The sequence below is a fragment of the Streptomyces endophytica genome, from assembly GCF_026153355.1.
Taxonomy (GTDB): domain Bacteria; phylum Actinomycetota; class Actinomycetes; order Streptomycetales; family Streptomycetaceae; genus Streptomyces; species Streptomyces endophytica.
In genome coordinates this window covers 1,061,125-1,079,267 of the sequence record NZ_CP110636.1, presented here as the reverse complement: position 1 = coordinate 1,079,267, position 18,143 = coordinate 1,061,125, and the positions used below count along the sequence as shown (strand labels likewise).

Here is an 18,143-nt window from a genome sequence, read left to right as displayed (position 1 = left end):
TCCGGGCCCCGTACGCCTCGAATCGATAACGGCTTTCCACCTGCCCTTTACCTGACATCTACGCGCGTTACGATTCCGCGGAATCAGCGCCAATGGAGGCGCTACGAGTCGAAGGGGCCCTCGTGCACCGGGTAACCAAGATCGCTGCCGCGGGCATAGCCACCGCGGCCCTCACGCTCTCGCTGAGCGCCTGCGGCGCCTCGTCCACCGAGTCCGGTGGCAAGGACAAGGGCCTCGGCCTCGCCTTCGACGTCGGCGGCCGGGACGACCACTCGTTCAACGAGGCGGCGGCTCGTGGCGCGGACAAGGCCGAGAAGGACCTCGGCGTGAAGTCCAAGATGATGACCGCCAAGAACGGCGAGACCGAGGCGGACCGCGAGCAGCGGCTGTCCTCGCTGGCCGAGGCGGGCTACAACCCCGTCATCGGCGTCGGCTTCAACTACGGCAAGTCCGTCAACAAGGTCGCCAAGCAGTTCCCGAAGACCACCTTCGGCGTCGTCGACTCCGCCTCCCAGGCCAAGAACGTCTACGGCATGGTCTTCGCCGAGAACGAGGCTTCCTACCTCGCCGGTGTCGCCGCCGCGCTGAAGAGCAAGACCCACAAGGTCGGCTTCATCGGCGGTGTGAACAACGCGCTGATCCAGAAGTTCCAGGCCGGCTTCGAGCAGGGCGTCAAGGACACCGACGCCAAGGCGAAGGTCACCTCCGAGTACCTCTACGCCAACGACGACAAGGGCTTCAACGACCCGGCCGCCGCGAAGGGCAAGGCCAAGGGCATGCTCGACGCCGGTATCGACGTGATCTACACCGCGGCCGGCCAGTCCGGCAACGGCTCGATCGAGACGGTCGCCGGCAAGAAGGGCACCTGGGCGATCGGCGTCGACTCCGACCAGTACCTCCAGCCGGGTCTGGCGCAGTACAAGAACTCGATCCTCACGTCGGTCATGAAGAACGTCGACGTGGCGGTGTACGACCTGGTCAAGAGCGTGCACGACAAGAAGCCGCTGACCGGCAACAAGAGCTACACGCTCAAGGACGACGGCGTGCGGCTGTCCACGTCGGGCGGCTTCATCAAGGACATCCAGGCCAAGATCGACGCGGCGAAGAAGAAGATCGCGTCGGGCCAGGTGAAGGTCAGCGACACCCCGGCCAAGTAGCAGGTTCTCCTCGGTCCGGCGCGGCGGCCAGCACGCCGCCGCGCCGGGTCCGTCGGCCGGAGAGCCCCGGCAGGTTTCGGCTTTTTTCGGCGTCAACACTACGCGCGTAGCGCGGAGTTGGCGCGATATCTTCACCTCTTCGCTCCTTCGTACCACTCCCTGTCCCCCCGAGGAGAGTGCGCCATCAAAGCGTCCAGCAGCCCCCAGGCAGACAGCGCCCCCGCCGCGGCACCAGCGGTGGAACTCCGCGGGATCACCAAGCGGTTCCCGGGAGTCGTCGCCAACCACGACATCGACATCACCATCGGCCGCGGCACCGTGCACGCCCTGGTCGGCGAGAACGGCGCGGGCAAGTCCACGCTGATGAAGATCCTCTACGGCATGCAGAAGCCGGACGAGGGCACGATCGGCATCGACGGCGAACAGGTCAGCTTCCACAGCCCGGCCGACGCCATCGCCCGCGGCATCGGCATGGTGCACCAGCACTTCATGCTCGCCGACAACCTCACCGTCCTGGAGAACGTCGTTCTCGGCGGTGAGAAGCTGCACGGCATCGGAGGCAAGGCCCGCGCCGAGATCCTCAAGATCTCCGACCGCTACGGCCTCGGCGTCCGCCCCGACGTCCTCGTCGAGGACCTCGGCGTCGCCGACCGCCAGCGCGTGGAGATCCTCAAGGTCCTCTACCGCGGCGCCCGCACCCTGATCCTCGACGAGCCGACCGCGGTGCTGGTCCCGCAGGAGGTCGACGCGCTCTTCGACAACCTGCGCGAGCTCAAGTCCGAGGGCCTGACCGTCATCTTCATCTCCCACAAGCTGGGCGAGGTGCTCTCGGTCGCCGATGACATCACCGTCATCCGGCGCGGCACCACCGTCGCCTCCGTCGTCCCCAGCGAGACCACGCCCAAGCAGCTCGCCGAGCTGATGGTCGGCAGCGAACTGCCCTCGCCGCAGACCCGTGAGTCCACCGTCACGGACGTGGAGATGCTCAAGGTCGAGGGGCTGCGGCTGGCCACCGCCGACGCGGAGGGCGTCGAGCGCACCGTCCTGAACGATGTGTCGCTGACCATCCGCAAGGGCGAAGTCCTGGGCATCGCGGGTGTGGAGGCAACGGCCAGGCCGAACTGGTCGAGGCGATCATGGGCATGCGCGACCCCGACAGCGGCACCATCACGCTGGACGGCATCGACATCAGCCATCTGCCCACCCGCACCAGGCGTGAGGACGGCATCGGCTACATCCCCGAGGACCGCCACCGGCACGGCCTGCTGCTGGAGGCCCCCTGTGGGAGAACCGCATCCTGGGCCATGTCACGCAGAAGCCCAACGCCAAGGGCCGGCTGCTCGACCTGAAGGCCGCCCGCGCCGACACCGAGCGGATCGTCGCCGAGTACGACGTCCGCACGCCCGGCATCGAGGTCACCGCGGCCTCGCTCTCCGGCGGCAACCAGCAGAAGCTGATCTTCGGCCGGGAGATGAGCCACCATCCCAAGCTGCTGATCGCCGCGCACCCGACCCGGGGCGTGGACGTCGGCGCGCAGGCGCAGATCTGGGACCAAATACGCACCGCCCGCCGCGAGGGCCTCGCCGTGCTGCTGATCTCCGCCGACCTGGACGAGCTGATCGGCCTGTCCGACGGCCTGCGGGTGATGTACCGCGGCCGGCTCGTCGCGGATGCGGACCCCGCCACCATCACCCCGGAGGAGCTGGGTTCGGCCATGACCGGCGCCGCCAGCGGCCATCTGACCCACTCCGACAGCGACACCGCCGCAGACTCGGAGCCGCGCTCGTCCCAGGAGGGAGAGTCCGAGTGAAGAAGCTCGACAAGAACAAGCTGATCCTGGGCATCGCCGCGCCCGTCCTGGCGATCGTCGCGGCACTGGCCATCACCTCGGTGATCATCCTGGCCACCGGCAAGGACCCGATCCACGCCTACCTGGTGATGCTCGACTTCGGCTCCAAGAGCGACAGCCAGGTCTGGATCATCAACAAGGCGGTCCCGTACTACCTGTCCGCGCTGGCCGTCGCCATCGGCTTCCGGATGAACCTCTTCAACATCGGCGTCGACGGCCAGTACCGCATCGCGGCGTTCTTCGCCGCGGTGGTCGGCGGTGCGCTGACGCTCCCCGGCTTCCTCCAGATCCCGCTGATCATCCTCGTCGCGATGCTGGTCGGCTCGGTCTGGGCGGGTATCGCGGCCTGCTGAAGACCACCCGCGGCGTCAGCGAGGTGATCACCACGATCATGCTGAACGCCATCGCTGCCGCGGTCATCGGCTACTTCCTCCAGGACGGCCGGCTCGCGGTCAAGGACGGCAACCTCTTCCACACGCCGAACCTCCCGGCCTCCAGCCACTTCTTCACCATCCCCACCCAGCCCGCTCCCCTCGACGGCTTCCTCGTCGTCGCCGTCGTCGTCGGCTTCGCGTACTGGTTCGTGCTCAACCGCACCCGCTTCGGCTTCGACCTGCGTACGGTCGGCCAGTCCGAGTCCGCGGCCGAGGCCGGCGGCGTCAACGTCAAGCGGATGATCGTCACCTCCATGCTGCTCTCCGGCGGTGCGGCGGGACTGATCGGCATGCCGACGCTGCTCGGCGAGTCGTACAACTACGGCACCGACTTCCCCATCGGCATCGGCTTCACCGGCATCGCCATCGCGCTGCTGGGCCGCAACCACCCGGTCGGCATGGCCGCCGCCGCCCTGCTGTGGGGCTTCCTCGAACGGACCGGCACCCAGCTGGAATTCGAGGACTACCAGCAGGAGATCGTCGGCGTGATGCAGGGCGTCATCGTGCTGTGCGTCGTCGTCGCCTACGAACTCGTGCGGCGCTACGGCCTCAGACTCCAGCAGCGGCAGGTCGGCGCGGAGCTCGCCGCCCAGGCCCGTAAGACCGAGAAGGCGGAGGTGTCCGCGTGAGTACGAACCTCACGGCTCCGGTCGACCAGAGCCCCCAGCAGCAGAAGCCCAAGAGCCCCCGGGCCAAGCTCAGCTACCCCAAGGTCCTGCTGCTCGTCGCGGGCGGCCTGATCCTGCTGTCCCTGCTGCGGGTGATCACCGGCGCCACCAACCTGACCGAATCCGGCCAGTACATCGCCGCGCTCAACGCCGCCGTGCCGATCGGCCTGGCCGGCCTCGGAGGTCTGTGGGCCGAGCGCTCCGGCGTCATCAACATCGGCCTCGAAGGCATGATGATGCTCGGCGCCTTCTCCGCCGGCGTGGTCGGCTGGGAGCACGGCCCCTGGGCCGCGGCGCTGGCCGGTGTCGTCGGAGGCGCGCTCGGCGGCCTGCTGCACGCCGTCGTCACCGTCACCTTCGGCGTCGACCACATCATCTCCGGCGTCGCCATCAACATCATGGCGCTCGGCGTGACCCAGTTCCTCGCCAAGCTGTGGTTCGGCGCGGACGGCAGCGCGGCAGCGACCGCCGGCGGCAACGACAAGCAGTCGCCGCCGATGCCCGACATGCCGACGTTCACCGTCCCCGGCCTGTCCGACTGGCTCCACTCCATCGAGCAGCACCACTGGTTCCTGGTCTCCGACGTGGCCGGCATCCTCGGCTCCCTGGTCACCAACGTCTCCTGGCTGACCCTGCTGACCGTCGTCATCTTCGTGCTCAGCGCCTTCGTCCTGTGGCGTTCCGCCTTCGGCCTGCGGCTGCGCTCCTGCGGCGAGGGCCCGATCGCGGCCGAGTCGCTGGGCGTCAACGTCTACCGCTACAAGTACGCGGCGGTGACCGTCTCCGGCGCGCTGGCGGGCCTCGGCGGTGCGTTCCTCGCGATCTACGTGCACATCTACCAGGACGGCCAGACCGGCGGCCGCGGCTACATCGGCCTCGCCACCATGATCTTCGGCAACTGGCGGCCGGGCGGTGTCGCCATGGGCGCCGGCCTGTTCGGCTTCATGGACGCCCTCCAGCTGCGCGGTGGCGGCCCCACCGTCCACGCGCTGCTGCTCCTGCTCGCCGTACTGCTGATCGGCCTCGCGGTGTGGAAGGTGCGCGCCGGGCAGCGCACCCAGGCGGTGATCAGCCTGGCCGCCGCCGTGTTGCTCACCGTCTGGTACACCACCACGGATACGGTTCCGCTGGAGATCGTCGGCGTCGCCCCGTACATCGCCACGCTGCTGGTGCTGTCGCTGGCCGCGCAGCGGCTGCGGGCACCGAAGGCGATCGGCAAGATCTACCGAAGAGGCCAGGGCAAGTGACCGAAGCTCCCGACTGGGAGTCACTGCGCGCGCAGGCCCGGACGCGATGTCCCGGGCCTACGCCCCGTACTCCGGCTACCCCGTGGGCGCGGCCGCCCTGGTCGACGACGGCCGCACCGTCACCGGCTGCAACGTCGAGAACGCCTCCTACGGCCTCGGCCTGTGCGCCGAATGCGGCCTGATCTCCGCCCTCTTCGCCACCGGCGGCGGCCGCCTGACCGCCTTCACGTGCGTGGACGGCGCGGGCGAACCGTTGGTCCCCTGCGGCCGCTGCCGCCAACTGCTGTGGGAACACGGCGGCCCGGAACTGCTGGTGGACACCCGAGCGGGCATCCGCCCCCTGTCGGAGCTGCTGCCGGACGCGTTCGGGGCGGGCCATCTGACGGGGTGAGATGGACGGGTACGGGTACATACCCGTACCCTTCGGGGATGGGAAGGAGCACGACGATGTCCGATGCCAATATCCGCCTCCCCGAAGAGGCCAAGGACCGGCTTGCCGCGATCGCGGCAGCCGAGGGTCTGTCGCTGCGCGCCTACCTGGCCCGCCTGGCCGAAACCCTGCTGACCCGGCCGAGCGCGCCGAGCGCGCGGAGAAGGCCCTGGCCACGCTGAAGAAGTGGAACGGCTACGCCCCGACGCCGGCCGAGCAGGAGGACCTGGACAGTGAGTTGGACCGGCGCCTGGCCGGGGTGACCGGCCCGTGAGCGAGATGCACATCGTGCTGGATGAGACAGCGATGGCCGCAGCCGGCCAGGGAAACGTCCTCGCCTCCCGTCTCATCCACCGTGCGCACGCCGAGACCGGCTGGTTCCTCTACGCGCCTTCCTGCGCGCTGGTGGAAGCGGACCGGGCCCGGCCGGGAACGGCCGAGCACCTGGCGGCACTGCAGGGCATCACCGTGCTGGACTTGGACCTGCCCGCCGCGCTGGCGGTCGCCCAGCAGAAGACGTGGGCCGCGGCGCACAGTCGGTTCGCCGCACAGCCGACTCCCGAGCGGCCCGATGGGGCGATCATTGCGACCATCACTCCCAAGCGGTGGGAAGGCCAGCCGGTTCGGGTACTGGACCTCACCCCCTGACATGCTGGACCCGGTCTGCTGTGGCCCCGCGTACGGCGGGGCCACAGTGCGTCATGGAGCCGCGCCGGTGGCCGCTGTACGGGAGAGTCGTGGTGCCGATGCTCTACGAACACGGCGGCCCCGGACCTGCTGGTGGACACCCTCGCCGGCATTCGCGCCCCGTCGGAGCTGCTGCCGGATGCGTTCGGGGCCGGGACATCTGGCGGGATGACGGCGGGCTGACGGGCGACAGCCCTTGTTGTACGGCCCCAGGGGTGCCATCGCCCCCTTAGGGCACGGCACCCCCGCCACCCACTCCCGCCACCCACTCCCGCCACCCACCCCCGCTCAGCCCCCACCGTGCAGGTGAGCTAGCGGCGGCTGTGAACTGCGGGTCGGCGACCCGGTTTCTACCTCCAGCCGTCCAGCGAGACCTGTTCCCCGTCGGCCAGGTAGCGACGAAGAGCGCTGGCGGTGGTGTCGACGAACTCTTCGGGGAGGGCGTCGGCGTCGACCCAGCACACGTGGTCGTGCTTCCGCGGTTCCCGGTTCTCGGGTTCGCCGGTCCATTCGTGGGCGGCGAAGACGACGGTGAGGAAGCCGTTGGGGGCCTCGACGCCCCAGGCACCGTGGATGATGTGGGCGACCTTCAGTGCTTCGGGCTTCACGGTCAGGCCGGTCTCCTCGTACAGCTCGCGTACGGCGGTTTCGGTGATCGGCTCGCCGGGCTCGCTCTTGCCGACGGGGAGGTCCCACATCCCCTGTGCGAACTTGGCGTTCCGGCTGCGTTGAAGGAGGACGACGCGGTTGGCGGCCGTGTCGTGGACGATGACGGCGGCGACCAGAAGGGTCATGGCTTCGAGGGCGGGCTTGAGCGCTTTGGGCTGGTCGTCGGTATTCGGCTGAGCCACGGTGCATCCCTTCGTCGGCCGGTTGATCGGCAGCTTAGGCCAGCGCTTCCCGTGCGCGGCGGGCGAGCTCGGTGGCGCCCGGTACTTTGCGCCGCTGGTAGACGGCAAGGATTGATCTGAGCGATGTGATCGCCTTGCGCGTCCGGTCGGAGGTCATGCCTTCCATGAGGATCAGGGCCTGGGACCAAGCGGCGACGGCTTCGTCGGCGCGTGCCTGGGCGGCGAGACTGTCACCGAGGTCGGCATAGGTGAGGGCGTGGACACGTTTGTACTTCTGAGGGTCCCAACGGATGAGGGCGTCGCGGTGCTGCTGCTCGGTGCCGATGTGGTCGGCTAGGTCGGTCAGGGTGCGGGCGGTGTGGCTGGCGACGGTGCCGGCGGCCGGGCCGCTGACGCGGGAGTAGCTGGGCTGAGGTCCGTCGTAGCGGAGGAGGGCGTCTTCAGCGGCGAGGAGGGCGCGGGCTGCAGCGGGCTTCTCACCAATAGCGGCGTACGCGCGGGCGTGGGTGATGTGGAGGAGGGCTTCGGTCCGGCCATCGATGTGGTTGAGGCCGCGGGCGAGCGCGGCGGCGGCGAGATCGACGCAATAGTGGGGTTGTTTGAGACTGAGGGCCTGGTGAGCGAGGGCGCGCATCATCCAGGCCGCATGACCGTGGGGGTCGGCTTCGCAGGCGAGTTGGTAGCCGACCTGGTAGTAGCGCTGGGCGGCGCCTTCCTGGCCGAGGTCGTGGTGCTTCCAGCCGGCCAGATAGGCGAGTTCGGCGACCGCACCGAAGGCGGCTCGGCGTAAGGCATCGCCGGGGAAGCGTCCGCGGAGCATGGGGGCTGCGGTGTCGGCGAGATAGGCAGTGACGGTGGTCAAGCCGTGGCCACCGCCGAGGCGTTCGTCGGCCGCGCTGAAGGCGGTGGTGATCTGGCGCACGACATCCACGTCCTCCAGGCCGACCATGGCCGCTCCGGTGCGTGCGCGGAGCATGCGGGAGGTGGCCTCGTGGTCGTAGGCAAGCGGCATGGCCACGCCGGCGGTGGTGAAGGCGGCTACCGCGAGGAAGCGGCGGCGCTCTACATCGGCGCGGCCAAGGTCGGTGGCTGCGAGGACCGGGTCCGATTCCATTTCCGTTGCATCGTGGGCTCCGGCTGGGCCCAGGCCGATCTCGGTCTGGGTGATGGTGCGGCCTGCTCGACGAGACAGCGCCTCGGCGAGGTATTGGCCGGTGCGGCCAGTGGGCTGACGGGTGCCGTTCACCCAGTGGGAGACGGCCGACTTGTTGGTCTGGAGGATCTCACCGTTCTCCGCGGCGACGCGCCGCACGTCCTTGGCCAGGGCCTCGTAGGTGCAGCCGCTCGCATCGATGGTCTCGCGCAGGCGGGAGTTGGGCGCTTTCTGCCCTGCCACCCTCGCCTCCAATCCGGGGCGTGTAAACCACGTATACCGATTCAACTGCCTCTCACCGTACCCACTGTGCGTGACGGAAGGTTCACTAATCACCAGCCGCCCGGAACGGGCGCGACCGGGATCCAGGCTTTCCCTCGGTCCGGGCGGCTTCCTGAAGTGACGTAGATCTACGCCTAGTTCGGGCCGCCTGTGACTAGTCCCGGCCGATCAGATTCAGGCCGACGGTCGGCCGCACTCGTCACCGCGTGGCGATGGCGACATGCAGGACCCCCGCGATCGCGCGAACGATCCGGGGGCATGGCCATCAACTACCAAGGAGTTGACAACATGACCAACGCTACAGCGAGGTTCTTACTCCCGCTGCTGCGGCTGCTGCTTCCAGCGCGGGGCCGCCACCGGACGGACCGTACGCAGCCGGAGGCGAGGTGCGAGGACGCGCCGACGCTCGCCCTTCCTCGTGTGCCCGTTCGGCAGCCTGGGCTCCTGCGCGGCGAGGACTCGGCCCTGATCCGCCCATACGCCCTGACGACCGAAGAGCTGTACGCGCGCCGCTTGCAGAGCCCGCCGGGACGGGGGTTGTGGCTGGCCGTTCGCGGCGTCGACGCGGGGCCGCGCCGGATTCGCGGAGTTGAGGTGGCGGCGTGATGAATCCCGTGGAGAAACTGCGGTTGCTGCCGTGGTCCAGCCCCGACGGGAAGCCCTGCTACCTGGCAGGCGATGGCAACGGATACGTGTCCCGTCTGGCCGACGAGATCGAAACCGCGCAGCTCGCCTCGGCTGCCGAACTCATCGAGGAAGCACGCCGCACCCTTGACGCTCGTACGTGGACGTCCGGAGAACTTCGCCTGCTGGCCGTCGTGACCGCATCCCTGGCCGATGTGCACCGGGTAGCGGAAAGCAGGGGCGCGCGACTGCCTGTGCCGGACGATGACGAACCCGACGCTGAGGCAACTCCGGGAAACGGCGATGACGGCGGGCCCCGCCATCCGGCCCGGGCGTGCGGATGATCTGGGCACGGTGTGCGGACGCATGGTCGCGGCTGCGCTACGGGGCGGAAGAGACCTGGGGACGGCATGTGAGCCAACGGGAGCTGTACCGGCAGCTCGATCAGATGCGTGCGGCGTCCAACGCCGGTACCGCGTGGGTTGATGAGCTGACCGAGGAAGACGGAGCGGCGTTTGTGCGCAGGCTCGCTGAGCGGGGCGGGGACGTACGAGCACTTCCCATCCATCGCGAAAACATCCATCGAGAAAGGGGAAGCAATGCCCATCACAGTTGAGGGGCGTCGGCCTTCCGGGCTGGCACTCGACGCACCGGAGCTGCGGCTCCCGTTGAGCACCGACGGGCCCGTGTCCATGCCGGAGCTGTCGGACGGGGAGGGACCGGCGCCGTTCGCATTCCGGTTTCTCACTCCGGTCTCGGCAACGGGCGGCATCCTGCCGAGCAAGGTCGAGTACGACGAGGAGTCGCAGACCGGCCTCTACGAGGCAATGCCACCGGGCGTCTACATGACCAAGAATCCGCCGAAGACCTACGGGCCGACGGCTCCCACGGGCCAGATGGACGCGCCGGACGACCCCGGACCGAGCGACGACTGATGACAGGCGCCGGACAGGTTCTCATCCTGGCGGGTCGGTTCGACCCGACCTGCGATCTGGTGGTTGAGGAATTGAACCGGCGCGCCGTGCCCGTCTTCCGGGCCGATATGGCCGAGTTCCCGCTGAGGCTCACGCTTGCCGCGAGCCTCAGCGGGAACCACTGGCACGGCACGCTGAACAACGACCGCCGCACGCTCAACCTCGCGTCCGTACGCTCCGTCTACTACCGTCGCCCGACCCGCCCGAAGTTCTCCGAGCAGATGACCGCCGCAGCCCGCAAGGTCGCCGAGACCGAGGCTCGGTGGGGCTTCGGTGGATTGCTGACGGCATTGCCCTGTCGCTGGCTCCCCCCGCCTGGCAGGGCGGCGGATGCCGAGTACAAGCCGCTGCAACTGCGCGTCGCGGCCGACGTGGGACTGAGCGTTCCCCGCACTCTCATCACCAACGACCCGGACGCGGCGAAGGACTTCGCCGACTCGTTCGGCGGGCCTCTCATGTACAAGCCGTTCTTTCACGTGCGAGGGACCGTACACGGGCGGACTGCTGCCGTGTACGCGAGCATCGTCGACCCCGACGGCTTGCCCCACGCGGACATTGCCACCACCGCGCACATGTTCCAGGAGTGGGTACCGAAGGCGTACGAGGTACGGGTCACCGCCGTGGACGGCCGGATCTTCGCGGCGGAGATCCACGCGGGCTCGGACGCTGGTCACATCGACTGGCGCAGTGACTACGACAGCCACACCTACACGGTCTGCGACCTGCCGCCCGAGACGGCTGCCGGAGTGCTGCGGATGCTGGACCGGCTCGGCCTGCCGTACGGCGCGTTCGACTTCGTGGTGACGCCGGACGGGGAGTGGCGCTTTCTGGAGGTGAACCCGAGTGGTCAGTACGGGTTCATCGAGCAGGCGACCGGACTGCCGATCACCGCTGCGATCTGTGACTACTTGGAAGGGACCGGTCAGTGACGGACATCCTCGACGACGAACAGCGCTTGCTCCGGGCACGCGTCTCGCTCACCCAGCAGATCGACCGCGGCAGCGTGGTGCTGTCCTCCCAGTTGGCGGGAGCGTTCCTCAACGTTCCCCGGCATCCTTTCGTCCCCGTCTTCTACCGGCGTGAAGGGGAACGCTTCGTCCCTTGGAGGATCACCGACCGCGACGCAGATGCGTGGCTCGATGCCGTGTACACGGACGACTCTCTCATCACCGAAGTGGACGGCGTACACGCTGAGCAGGCTGGTGCCAGAGGAGTGACCGGCGTACCCACGTCATCCTCGACCGCGCCGAGCCTCATGGCGGACATGCTCGACGCCCTCGACGTGAACGAAGGCGACGAGGTGTACGAGGCCGGTGCCGGCAGCGGCTACAACGCCGCGATGCTCTGCCACCTAGCCGGGGACGCCCACGTCACGACCGTTGACCGCTCCGGCACCCTCGCGAGCCTGGCCCGCGAACGGCTCAATGCCATCGGGTTCGACCCACTCGTGATTCACGGCGACGGTGCGCATGACGTCCCGCACGATGCGATGTACGACCGGATCATCGCTACGGCCTCTGTGCGCCGCATCCCGCCCTTGTGGCTGGAACGATGCCGCGTCGGCGGCATCCTGGTCGTCCCCATCAAGGGCACCCTCGCCGGGGGAATGATCGCCCGGCTCACGAAGCGGCCGGACGGCACGGCAGTCGGCCGCATCCTGCACACCCCCGCTGCCTTCATGCCGCTCGACACCGGCACCGAATCGGAGGTGCGGGTACCGGAGATCCCCGAGGGCCCATGTGGTGCTGCCGAGCTCTCCGGGCGTGTACTGGATGACTGGACGTTCTCGTTCTTCGCTCAGCTTCACATGCCGCACGGCCTCCTCCGTACGTACGGTCAGAGCGCTGACGGCCTGCACGTGACGACGCTGTACGACCCCGCGGACGGATCGGCAACCCGCGTCGAGGACCTACCCGAGGGGGCCCCGCTGGTGACCTCCACCGGACCGCGCGACCTGTGGCGGCCGATCGAAGAGGCCCACCGGCGGTGGCGGCGACTCAACCGGCCACGTCGCGAGTGGTTCGGCATCGAAGCCACCCCCGCTGAGCAGACCGTGACGTACACGACACCGGACGGTCAGATCCACCGCTGGACGACGTAGCCGACCTCGGCGACAGGCCCGTCGGGCCCCAGCGCCCTGCGTCCTCGGGCCCAACGGACCCGCCCCCGTCCCCACCTCCCCGCCCTCCCTGGCCACCCCCGCGTCTATGCGTGTAGAACGGACCTACTCGTTCGAAAGGAACCGTCCATGGACGCCATCTCCGTCATCCGTACCAAGCGCGACCGCGGCGAACTGACCCCCGATCAGATCGACTGGGTCATCGACGCCTACACCCGCGGCGAGGTCGCCCACGAACAGATGTCGTCCCTGGCGATGGCGATCTTCCTCAACGGCATGAACCGCACGGAGATCGCCCGCTGGACCGCCGCCATGATCGCCTCCGGCGAGCGGATGGACTTCTCCTCGCTGCCCCGCCCCACCGCCGACAAGCACTCCACCGGCGGCGTCGGCGACAAGATCACCCTGCCGCTCGCCCCGCTCGTCGCCGCCTGTGGCGCCGCCGTACCCCAGCTCTCCGGCCGCGGCCTCGGCCACACCGGCGGCACCCTCGACAAGCTGGAGTCCATCCCCGGCTGGCGCGCGCACCTCAGCAACGCCGAGATGCTGGACGTCCTCCGCGACGTCGGCTCGGTGATCTGTGCCGCCGGCGACGGCCTCGCCCCCGCCGACAAGAAGCTCTACGCGCTGCGCGACGTCACCGGCACCGTCGAGTCCATCCCGCTGATCGCCTCCTCGATCATGTCCAAGAAGATCGCCGAGGGCACCGGTTCCCTCGTCCTCGACGTCAAGGTCGGCTCCGGCGCGTTCATGAAGCACCTCGACGACGCCCGGGAACTCGCCTCCACCATGGTCGAGTTGGGCACCGACCACGGCGTGCGGACGGTCGCCCTGCTCACCGACATGGCCACCCCGCTCGGCCGCACCGCCGGTAACGCCCTCGAAGTCCGCGAGTCCGTCGAGGTACTGGCCGGCGGCGGCCCCCAGGACGTCATCGACCTCACCCTCGCCCTCGCCCGCGAGATGCTCGACGCGGCCGGGCTGCCGGACGCCGACCCGGCCAAGGCGCTCGCCGACGGCTCCGCCATGGACCACTGGCGCCGCATGATCAGCGCCCAGGGCGGCGACCCGGACGCCGCGCTTCCGGTCGCCCGCGAACAGCACACCGTCACCGCCGCCACTACCGGCACCCTCACCACCCTCGACGCGTACGCCGTCGGCCTCGCCGCCTGGCGCCTGGGCGCCGGGCGCGCCCGCAAGGAGGACCCGGTCCAGGCCGCCGCCGGCATCGAACTCCACGCCAAGCCCGGCGACCGCGTCACCGCCGGCCAGCCCCTCCTCACCCTCCACACCGACACCCCGAAAAGCTCCCCTACGCCCTGGAGGCCCTGGACGGCGCCGTGCTCGTCGGCCCCTCGGACGCCACCTTCACGGCGGGCCCGGTCGTCCTCGAACGCATCGGCTGACCTGCGGTTTTCCCGTACGGGTGAACGGGATCGGTGGACCGGCGCCGGTCCCGTTCGGCATGCTGGGATCGGTGACGTACCGATAGAGGAGACCGCCATGAGCGCACTCACCGTCGACCACGCCGCGGGCAACGGCCCCGAGTGGGACGACCTCGTCCGCATCTGGGAACAGGCGGACGCACGCGAGGGCTGGAAGGTGGAGATCATCGAGGGGATCGTCACCGTGTCACCGCCGCCCGACAACAACCACAACTTCATCGCTGAGAAGGTCCAGCGCCGGCTGTACTCCGTGCTCCCGGAGGACTGGGGTATCTATCAGACGCTCGGGACGGGCATTCCCCTGCGCAAGGGCCTTTACATCCCGGACCTCGCGGTGGTCCCGGTCGATGTCGTGCTCGAGGAGACCGGTGAGTACGTCTCGGCATCCACCGCCAAGCTGATCGTCGAGGTCACCTCGAAGTCCAACGCGAGCAACGACCGGATCGCGAAGGCGGCGGGCTACGCCCGGGCCGGTGTCCCGCTGTATCTGCTCGTCGACCGGTTCGCCCCCGCCGGGCCCACGATCACCTTGTTCGGTGAGCCCACGGGCGACGTCTACCGGGTGCTGCATACCGTGAAGTTCGGCGACGAACTGGCGCTCCCGGCGCCCTTCGGCCTCACCTTGGACACCGCGATCTTCCCCGCCGTCTGACGGCAACGACGACGAAGGACCCGCCCCACCAGGACAGGTGGTGGGACGGGCCCTTCGGACCGAGGGGCGGGCGGGGCGTACAGCGGCCCCGGCCGCCAGCGGTTACGCCGCCCGGGCCAGGTGGAGCAGGCGTTGTTCCGCTACGGCCTTGCGGGTGGCGTAGAGGGTGATCGACGCGGCGCCGAGCATCGCGGCGAGGCCGAGGAGGACGGTGCCCTGCCAGCCGACCGCGTGGAAGGCGGCGGCACCCAGCGCGCCGCCCAGGCTGCTGCCGACGTAGTACGCGCACTGGTAGAGGGCCGACGCCTGGGCGCGGGCCGTCTTGGCGGTGCGGCTGACCGACGACGAGGCGACCGCGTGGCCCGCGAAGAAGCCGGCGGTGATCAGGACCAGGCCCGCGAGCACCGCGGCGATCGAGTCGGCGAGGGTGAGCAGCAGGCCCGCCGAGGTGGTGCCGACGGCCAGGTAGAGGGCGCCGCGACGGCCCACCCGGGCGACCAGCTGGCCGGCCGCCGCCGAGGAGACCGTACCGACGAGGTAGATCACGAAGACCGAACCGACGATGCCCTGCGGGAGGTTGAACGGATCGGCGACCAGGCGGTAGCCGATGACCGTGTAGACCGCGCCGAAGACCGTCATGAACAGCGCGCCGATGCCGTAGAGCCGGCGGAGCAGCGGATCGGCGAGGTGGCCGCCGAGCGTACGGGCCAGCGCCCGCGGGCCGACCGAACGGGGCACGAAGTGCCGGGCCTTGGGCACCAGCAGCCGGAACGTCACCGCGCACACCACGGCCATCAGCCCGACCGCGCCGAGCGCGGCCCGCCAGCCCCAGGCCTGGGCGACCCAGCCGGTCACGATCCGGCCGGACATCCCGCCGATGCTGTTGCCGGCCACGAACAGTCCGATGGCCGCCACCAGTGCCTTGGCGCGTACCTCCTCGGCCAGGAAGGCCATCGCCGACGCCGGCAGCCCGGCCAGCGCCACGCCCTGGACGGCGCGCAGGGCGATCAGGACGCCGAGCGACGGCGCGAACGGCACCAGCAGGGCGATCACCGCGGCGACCGCGAGCGACGCGGTCATGAGCGTGCGCCGCCCGAAGCGTTCGGACACCGCGCTCAGCGGGATCACGCCGAGGGCCAGCCCGAAGGTGGCCGCCGAGACGGTCCAGCTCGCCTGGTCCGGGGAGACCCCGAGGTCGCCGGAGATGGCGGGCAGCAGTGCCTGGGTGGAATACAGGAGGGCGAAGGTGGCCACTCCGGCGGCGAAGAGGGCGAAGCTCATCCGGCGGTAACCGGGGCCGCCCGGCCGCAGCTTGCCCGCCTCGGGGTCGGGCGCGGCGGCGGAGGAAGAGGAGCTGGTGGACGACTGGGGAGAGGCGGCCGCACGGTCGGTGACGGACGCCCCGGTATCAGCGGGAGGCATGCTTCGACCGTAGGACCCGACAGTTCATGCGTCCAATGCATGGAAACGGCATAATCGATTCCGTGCAGCATGAGCAGAGGTCAGAGGGGTCCCTGTTGCAAGGTCGCAACAGAAAAGATATTGCAGCGGGCGGACGCGGCCGGAGTGGGGCGGCGCTCCGGGGCAGGGGCGGGGCGGCCGGTGCGGAGTCCGGCGAGGCGGCCGAGCTCGGTGTCGGGTCGTGGGCGGCGGTGCTCGCCCCGCGGCTCGCCCAGTTCACCGCCGTCGCCCGGCACGAACACGTCACCCGGGCCGCGCAGGAACTCGGCGTGCCGCAGCCGACCCTCAGCCGCGCCATCGTCCGGCTGGAGGACGACCTCGGCGTCGCGCTCTTCGCCCGGCACGGCCGTACGCTCTCCCTCACCCCGGCCGGCCGGTCCTTCCTCGCCTCCGCCGAGCGGGCGTTGACGGACCTGGAGCGGGCCACCGAGTCGGTACGCGCCGACGTCGACCCGGCCGCCGGCAAGGTCGCCTTCGGCTTCCTGCACACCCTCGGGTCGGAGACCGTACCGGGGCTGATCCGCAGCTTCCGCGCCGACCACCCCCGCGTCCGCTTCCAGCTCGTGCAGAACTACGGCGAGGCGATGATCGAACGGCTCCGCGCCGGCGACCTCGACCTGTGCCTGACCTCGCCGGTGCCGGACTACCCGGACCTGGTCGCCCGCCGGCTCGACGAGCAGAAGCTGCGGCTGGTCGTCCCGGACGACCACCCGCTGGCCGCCCGCAAACGCATCCGGCTCGCGGAGGCCGCCGGCGAGTTGTTCGTGACCCTCGAACCGGGCTACGGGCTGCGCCGGATCACCGACGCGCTGTGCGCCGAGGCGGGCTTCACCCCGCGGGTGGCGTTCGAGGGCGAGGAGGCCGAGACGCTCCGCGGACTGGTCGCGGCCGGCCTCGGCGTGGCCCTGCTGCCGCCACCCGCCGTACCCCGCCCGGGAGTTGCCGAACTGACCGTGACCGCCCGCGCGCGGTCCGCGAGATCGGCGTGGCCTGGCTGGACGGCCACCCCGACACCCCACCGGTCGCCGCCTTCAAGAAGTTCCTGCTGAGCAGACGGGGACGGCTGCTGCCGCGGTGACGGGGCCTAGCCCTGCGTTCCCCGGCGGCCGGTCCAGCGCTCCACCGCGCGCTCGATGTCCGCCGGGGAACGGCCGGCGCGGGCGTCCGCCGGCCAGAAGGGCCGGGCGGCCCGGAGCTTGTCCGCGAGTTCGCGGGCGAGCCCCCGGCGCTCGCCCGCCGTGGGGGCGGCGGCGATCCGCCGGGCCCAGCGGACGGTGTCCACCACCGCGGACTTCATGCGCTCGAAGGCCAGGTAGAAGGCGAGCGCGTCCTCCCACCCCACCCGGCACTCCGCGGGTGCCACCCGCTGCCAGGCGGCGACCGTCCGGTCCCGCTCGACGGGCAGGTAGGACATCTTGTGCAGATGGTCCGCCAGGTCGTAGACCGGGTCGCCCCACAGCGCGAGCTCCCAGTCGAGGAAGACCGTGCGATGACGATGGGTGATCACGTTGCGCCGGTGGATGTCCGCGTGCAGGAGGCGGAAGGGCCGCGACCGCAGTGTGCCGGCCCGTTGTTCCAGGAGCGCACACGGGTCTTCCGGCACGCCCAGGTCGCGGTAGAGCTGCCCGGTCGCCTCATCGCCGTCGGCACGGATGGTCCGCACCAGGCGCAGGAGCAGCGCCACGAAACCGGCCGTGTCGCCGTCCGCGGGCCAGTCGGCGGGCACGCCCGGCAGCTTGGCGGCGGGCACCCGCAGCAGCTGGGAGAAGAGGGTGCCGATGTCGCGGAGCACGCCGGCGGGGAGGGCGGTTCCGGCCGGGCAGACCTCGTCGAGGCAGGCCCCCGCGATGAACTCGTGGATCTGGAACGGGGGCTCCGCCTGTGCGTGGAGCAACTGCGGCGCCGAGGTGACGTAGGGGCGGATGGCTTCGAGGACCGCGTGCTCGGGCCACATCGTCAGGTCCATCGTCGGCGCCCCGCCGGACGGGATGCGGACCATCACGGGCCCGTCGGGGGAGTCCACGCGGACATTGCTGTTGTAGTACCCGGAAAGCGCGTCCTGTCGTACGCGCGCTTCCTGATACAAGGCGATCGCGTCCATCCGCCTGTC

The 18,143-nt window shown here is 70.0% G+C and carries 12 protein-coding genes and 6 pseudogenes; 14 read left to right on the top strand and 4 right to left on the bottom strand.

Translation table 11 applies throughout. The annotated features are described in order from the left end of the window. The first annotated feature begins 122 nt into the window (after positions 1–122). The 7 genes and pseudogenes from OJ254_RS04855 (at position 123) to OJ254_RS04825 (ending at position 6,433) form a co-directional block, all read left to right on the top strand. A complete protein-coding gene (locus OJ254_RS04855) occupies positions 123–1,157 on the top strand; it encodes a BMP family lipoprotein (RefSeq protein ID WP_265361392.1) in 1,035 nt (344 codons plus the stop codon). A gap of 237 nt (positions 1,158–1,394) precedes the next feature. After that, a pseudogene (locus OJ254_RS04850) lies at positions 1,395–2,967 on the top strand (ABC transporter ATP-binding protein). Further along, a pseudogene (locus tag OJ254_RS04845) lies at positions 2,964–4,069 on the top strand (ABC transporter permease). The pseudogenes OJ254_RS04850 and OJ254_RS04845 overlap by 4 nt, the downstream one beginning before the upstream one ends. Next, the gene (locus OJ254_RS04840; protein ID WP_265361391.1) at positions 4,066–5,355 is read left to right on the top strand and encodes an ABC transporter permease; all 1,290 of its coding nucleotides are present in this window, start codon (positions 4,066–4,068) and stop codon (positions 5,353–5,355) included. The pseudogene OJ254_RS04845 and the gene OJ254_RS04840 overlap by 4 nt, the downstream one beginning before the upstream one ends. Then, positions 5,352–5,746, top strand: a pseudogene (locus OJ254_RS04835) (cytidine deaminase). Before OJ254_RS04840 ends, OJ254_RS04835 begins: the two are co-directional and overlap by 4 nt. A gap of 56 nt (positions 5,747–5,802) precedes the next feature. Beyond that, positions 5,803–6,059: pseudogene (locus OJ254_RS04830) on the top strand (hypothetical protein). Positions 6,060–6,064: 5 nt separating this feature from the next. Beyond that, the gene (locus tag OJ254_RS04825; protein WP_265365051.1) at positions 6,065–6,433 is read left to right on the top strand and encodes a PIN domain-containing protein; all 369 of its coding nucleotides are present in this window, start codon (positions 6,065–6,067) and stop codon (positions 6,431–6,433) included. Positions 6,434–6,822: 389 nt separating this feature from the next. Here the strand turns inward: OJ254_RS04825 and OJ254_RS04820 are convergent, their stop codons facing one another. Next, positions 6,823–7,356 (bottom strand): NUDIX domain-containing protein, encoded by a 534-nt coding sequence (locus tag OJ254_RS04820; RefSeq protein WP_265365050.1) that lies wholly within the window; start codon positions 7,354–7,356, stop codon positions 6,823–6,825. Between the two features lies 1 nt (position 7,357). Further along, a complete protein-coding gene (locus OJ254_RS04815) occupies positions 7,358–8,731 on the bottom strand; it encodes an NsdA family TPR-like regulatory protein (protein ID WP_423835826.1) in 1,374 nt (457 codons plus the stop codon). Positions 8,732–9,363: 632 nt separating this feature from the next. Here OJ254_RS04815 and OJ254_RS04810 point away from each other — a divergent pair. From OJ254_RS04810 to OJ254_RS04785, 6 genes and pseudogenes are all read left to right on the top strand, one after another. Further along, positions 9,364–9,726 (top strand): hypothetical protein, encoded by a 363-nt coding sequence (locus tag OJ254_RS04810; RefSeq protein ID WP_265361389.1) that lies wholly within the window; start codon positions 9,364–9,366, stop codon positions 9,724–9,726. Between the two features lie 255 nt (positions 9,727–9,981). Next, entirely contained in the window at positions 9,982–10,317 is a 336-nt protein-coding gene (locus tag OJ254_RS04805) for a hypothetical protein (RefSeq protein WP_265361388.1), read from the top strand. Next, positions 10,317–11,285: an ATP-grasp ribosomal peptide maturase gene (gene tgmB / locus OJ254_RS04800; protein WP_265361387.1), complete on the top strand. Its 969-nt coding sequence runs from the start codon at positions 10,317–10,319 to the stop codon at positions 11,283–11,285. The genes OJ254_RS04805 and tgmB overlap by 1 nt, the downstream gene beginning before the upstream one ends. Next, the gene (locus OJ254_RS04795; RefSeq protein WP_265361386.1) at positions 11,282–12,457 is read left to right on the top strand and encodes a methyltransferase domain-containing protein; all 1,176 of its coding nucleotides are present in this window, start codon (positions 11,282–11,284) and stop codon (positions 12,455–12,457) included. The genes tgmB and OJ254_RS04795 overlap by 4 nt, the downstream gene beginning before the upstream one ends. Before the next feature lie 147 nt (positions 12,458–12,604). Beyond that, positions 12,605–13,881, top strand: a pseudogene (locus OJ254_RS04790) (thymidine phosphorylase). A 97-nt stretch (positions 13,882–13,978) separates the two neighbouring features. Continuing rightward, a complete protein-coding gene (locus OJ254_RS04785) occupies positions 13,979–14,572 on the top strand; it encodes a Uma2 family endonuclease (protein WP_265361385.1) in 594 nt (197 codons plus the stop codon). A gap of 102 nt (positions 14,573–14,674) precedes the next feature. Here the strand turns inward: OJ254_RS04785 and OJ254_RS04780 are convergent, their stop codons facing one another. Next, a complete protein-coding gene (locus OJ254_RS04780) occupies positions 14,675–15,994 on the bottom strand; it encodes an MFS transporter (RefSeq protein ID WP_265361384.1) in 1,320 nt (439 codons plus the stop codon). A gap of 35 nt (positions 15,995–16,029) precedes the next feature. Between OJ254_RS04780 and OJ254_RS04775 the strand changes: the two are divergent. Continuing rightward, positions 16,030–17,111 (top strand): annotated as a pseudogene (locus OJ254_RS04775) (LysR family transcriptional regulator). 6 nt (positions 17,112–17,117) lie between these two features. On the opposite strand, the gene OJ254_RS04770 reads toward OJ254_RS04775, so the two are convergent. Beyond that, on the bottom strand, positions 17,118–18,134 hold the full coding sequence (locus OJ254_RS04770) for an aminoglycoside phosphotransferase family protein (RefSeq protein WP_265361383.1): 1,017 nt from the start codon (positions 18,132–18,134) through the stop codon (positions 17,118–17,120). Positions 18,135–18,143 lie beyond the last annotated feature (9 nt).

Excerpts from the sequence above, each read along its gene's own strand:
- OJ254_RS04825 (WP_265365051.1), top strand. The coding sequence starts at position 6,065 with ATGCACATCGTGCTGGATGAGACAGCGATGGCCGCAGCCGGCCAGGGA.
- OJ254_RS04810 (WP_265361389.1), top strand. The coding sequence starts at position 9,364 with ATGAATCCCGTGGAGAAACTGCGGTTGCTGCCGTGGTCCAGCCCCGAC.
- OJ254_RS04805 (WP_265361388.1), top strand. The coding sequence starts at position 9,982 with ATGCCCATCACAGTTGAGGGGCGTCGGCCTTCCGGGCTGGCACTCGAC.
- tgmB (WP_265361387.1), top strand. The coding sequence starts at position 10,317 with ATGACAGGCGCCGGACAGGTTCTCATCCTGGCGGGTCGGTTCGACCCG.
- OJ254_RS04785 (WP_265361385.1), top strand. The coding sequence starts at position 13,979 with ATGAGCGCACTCACCGTCGACCACGCCGCGGGCAACGGCCCCGAGTGG.
- OJ254_RS04780 (WP_265361384.1), bottom strand. The coding sequence starts at position 15,994 with ATGCCTCCCGCTGATACCGGGGCGTCCGTCACCGACCGTGCGGCCGCC.
- OJ254_RS04770 (WP_265361383.1), bottom strand. The coding sequence starts at position 18,134 with ATGGACGCGATCGCCTTGTATCAGGAAGCGCGCGTACGACAGGACGCG.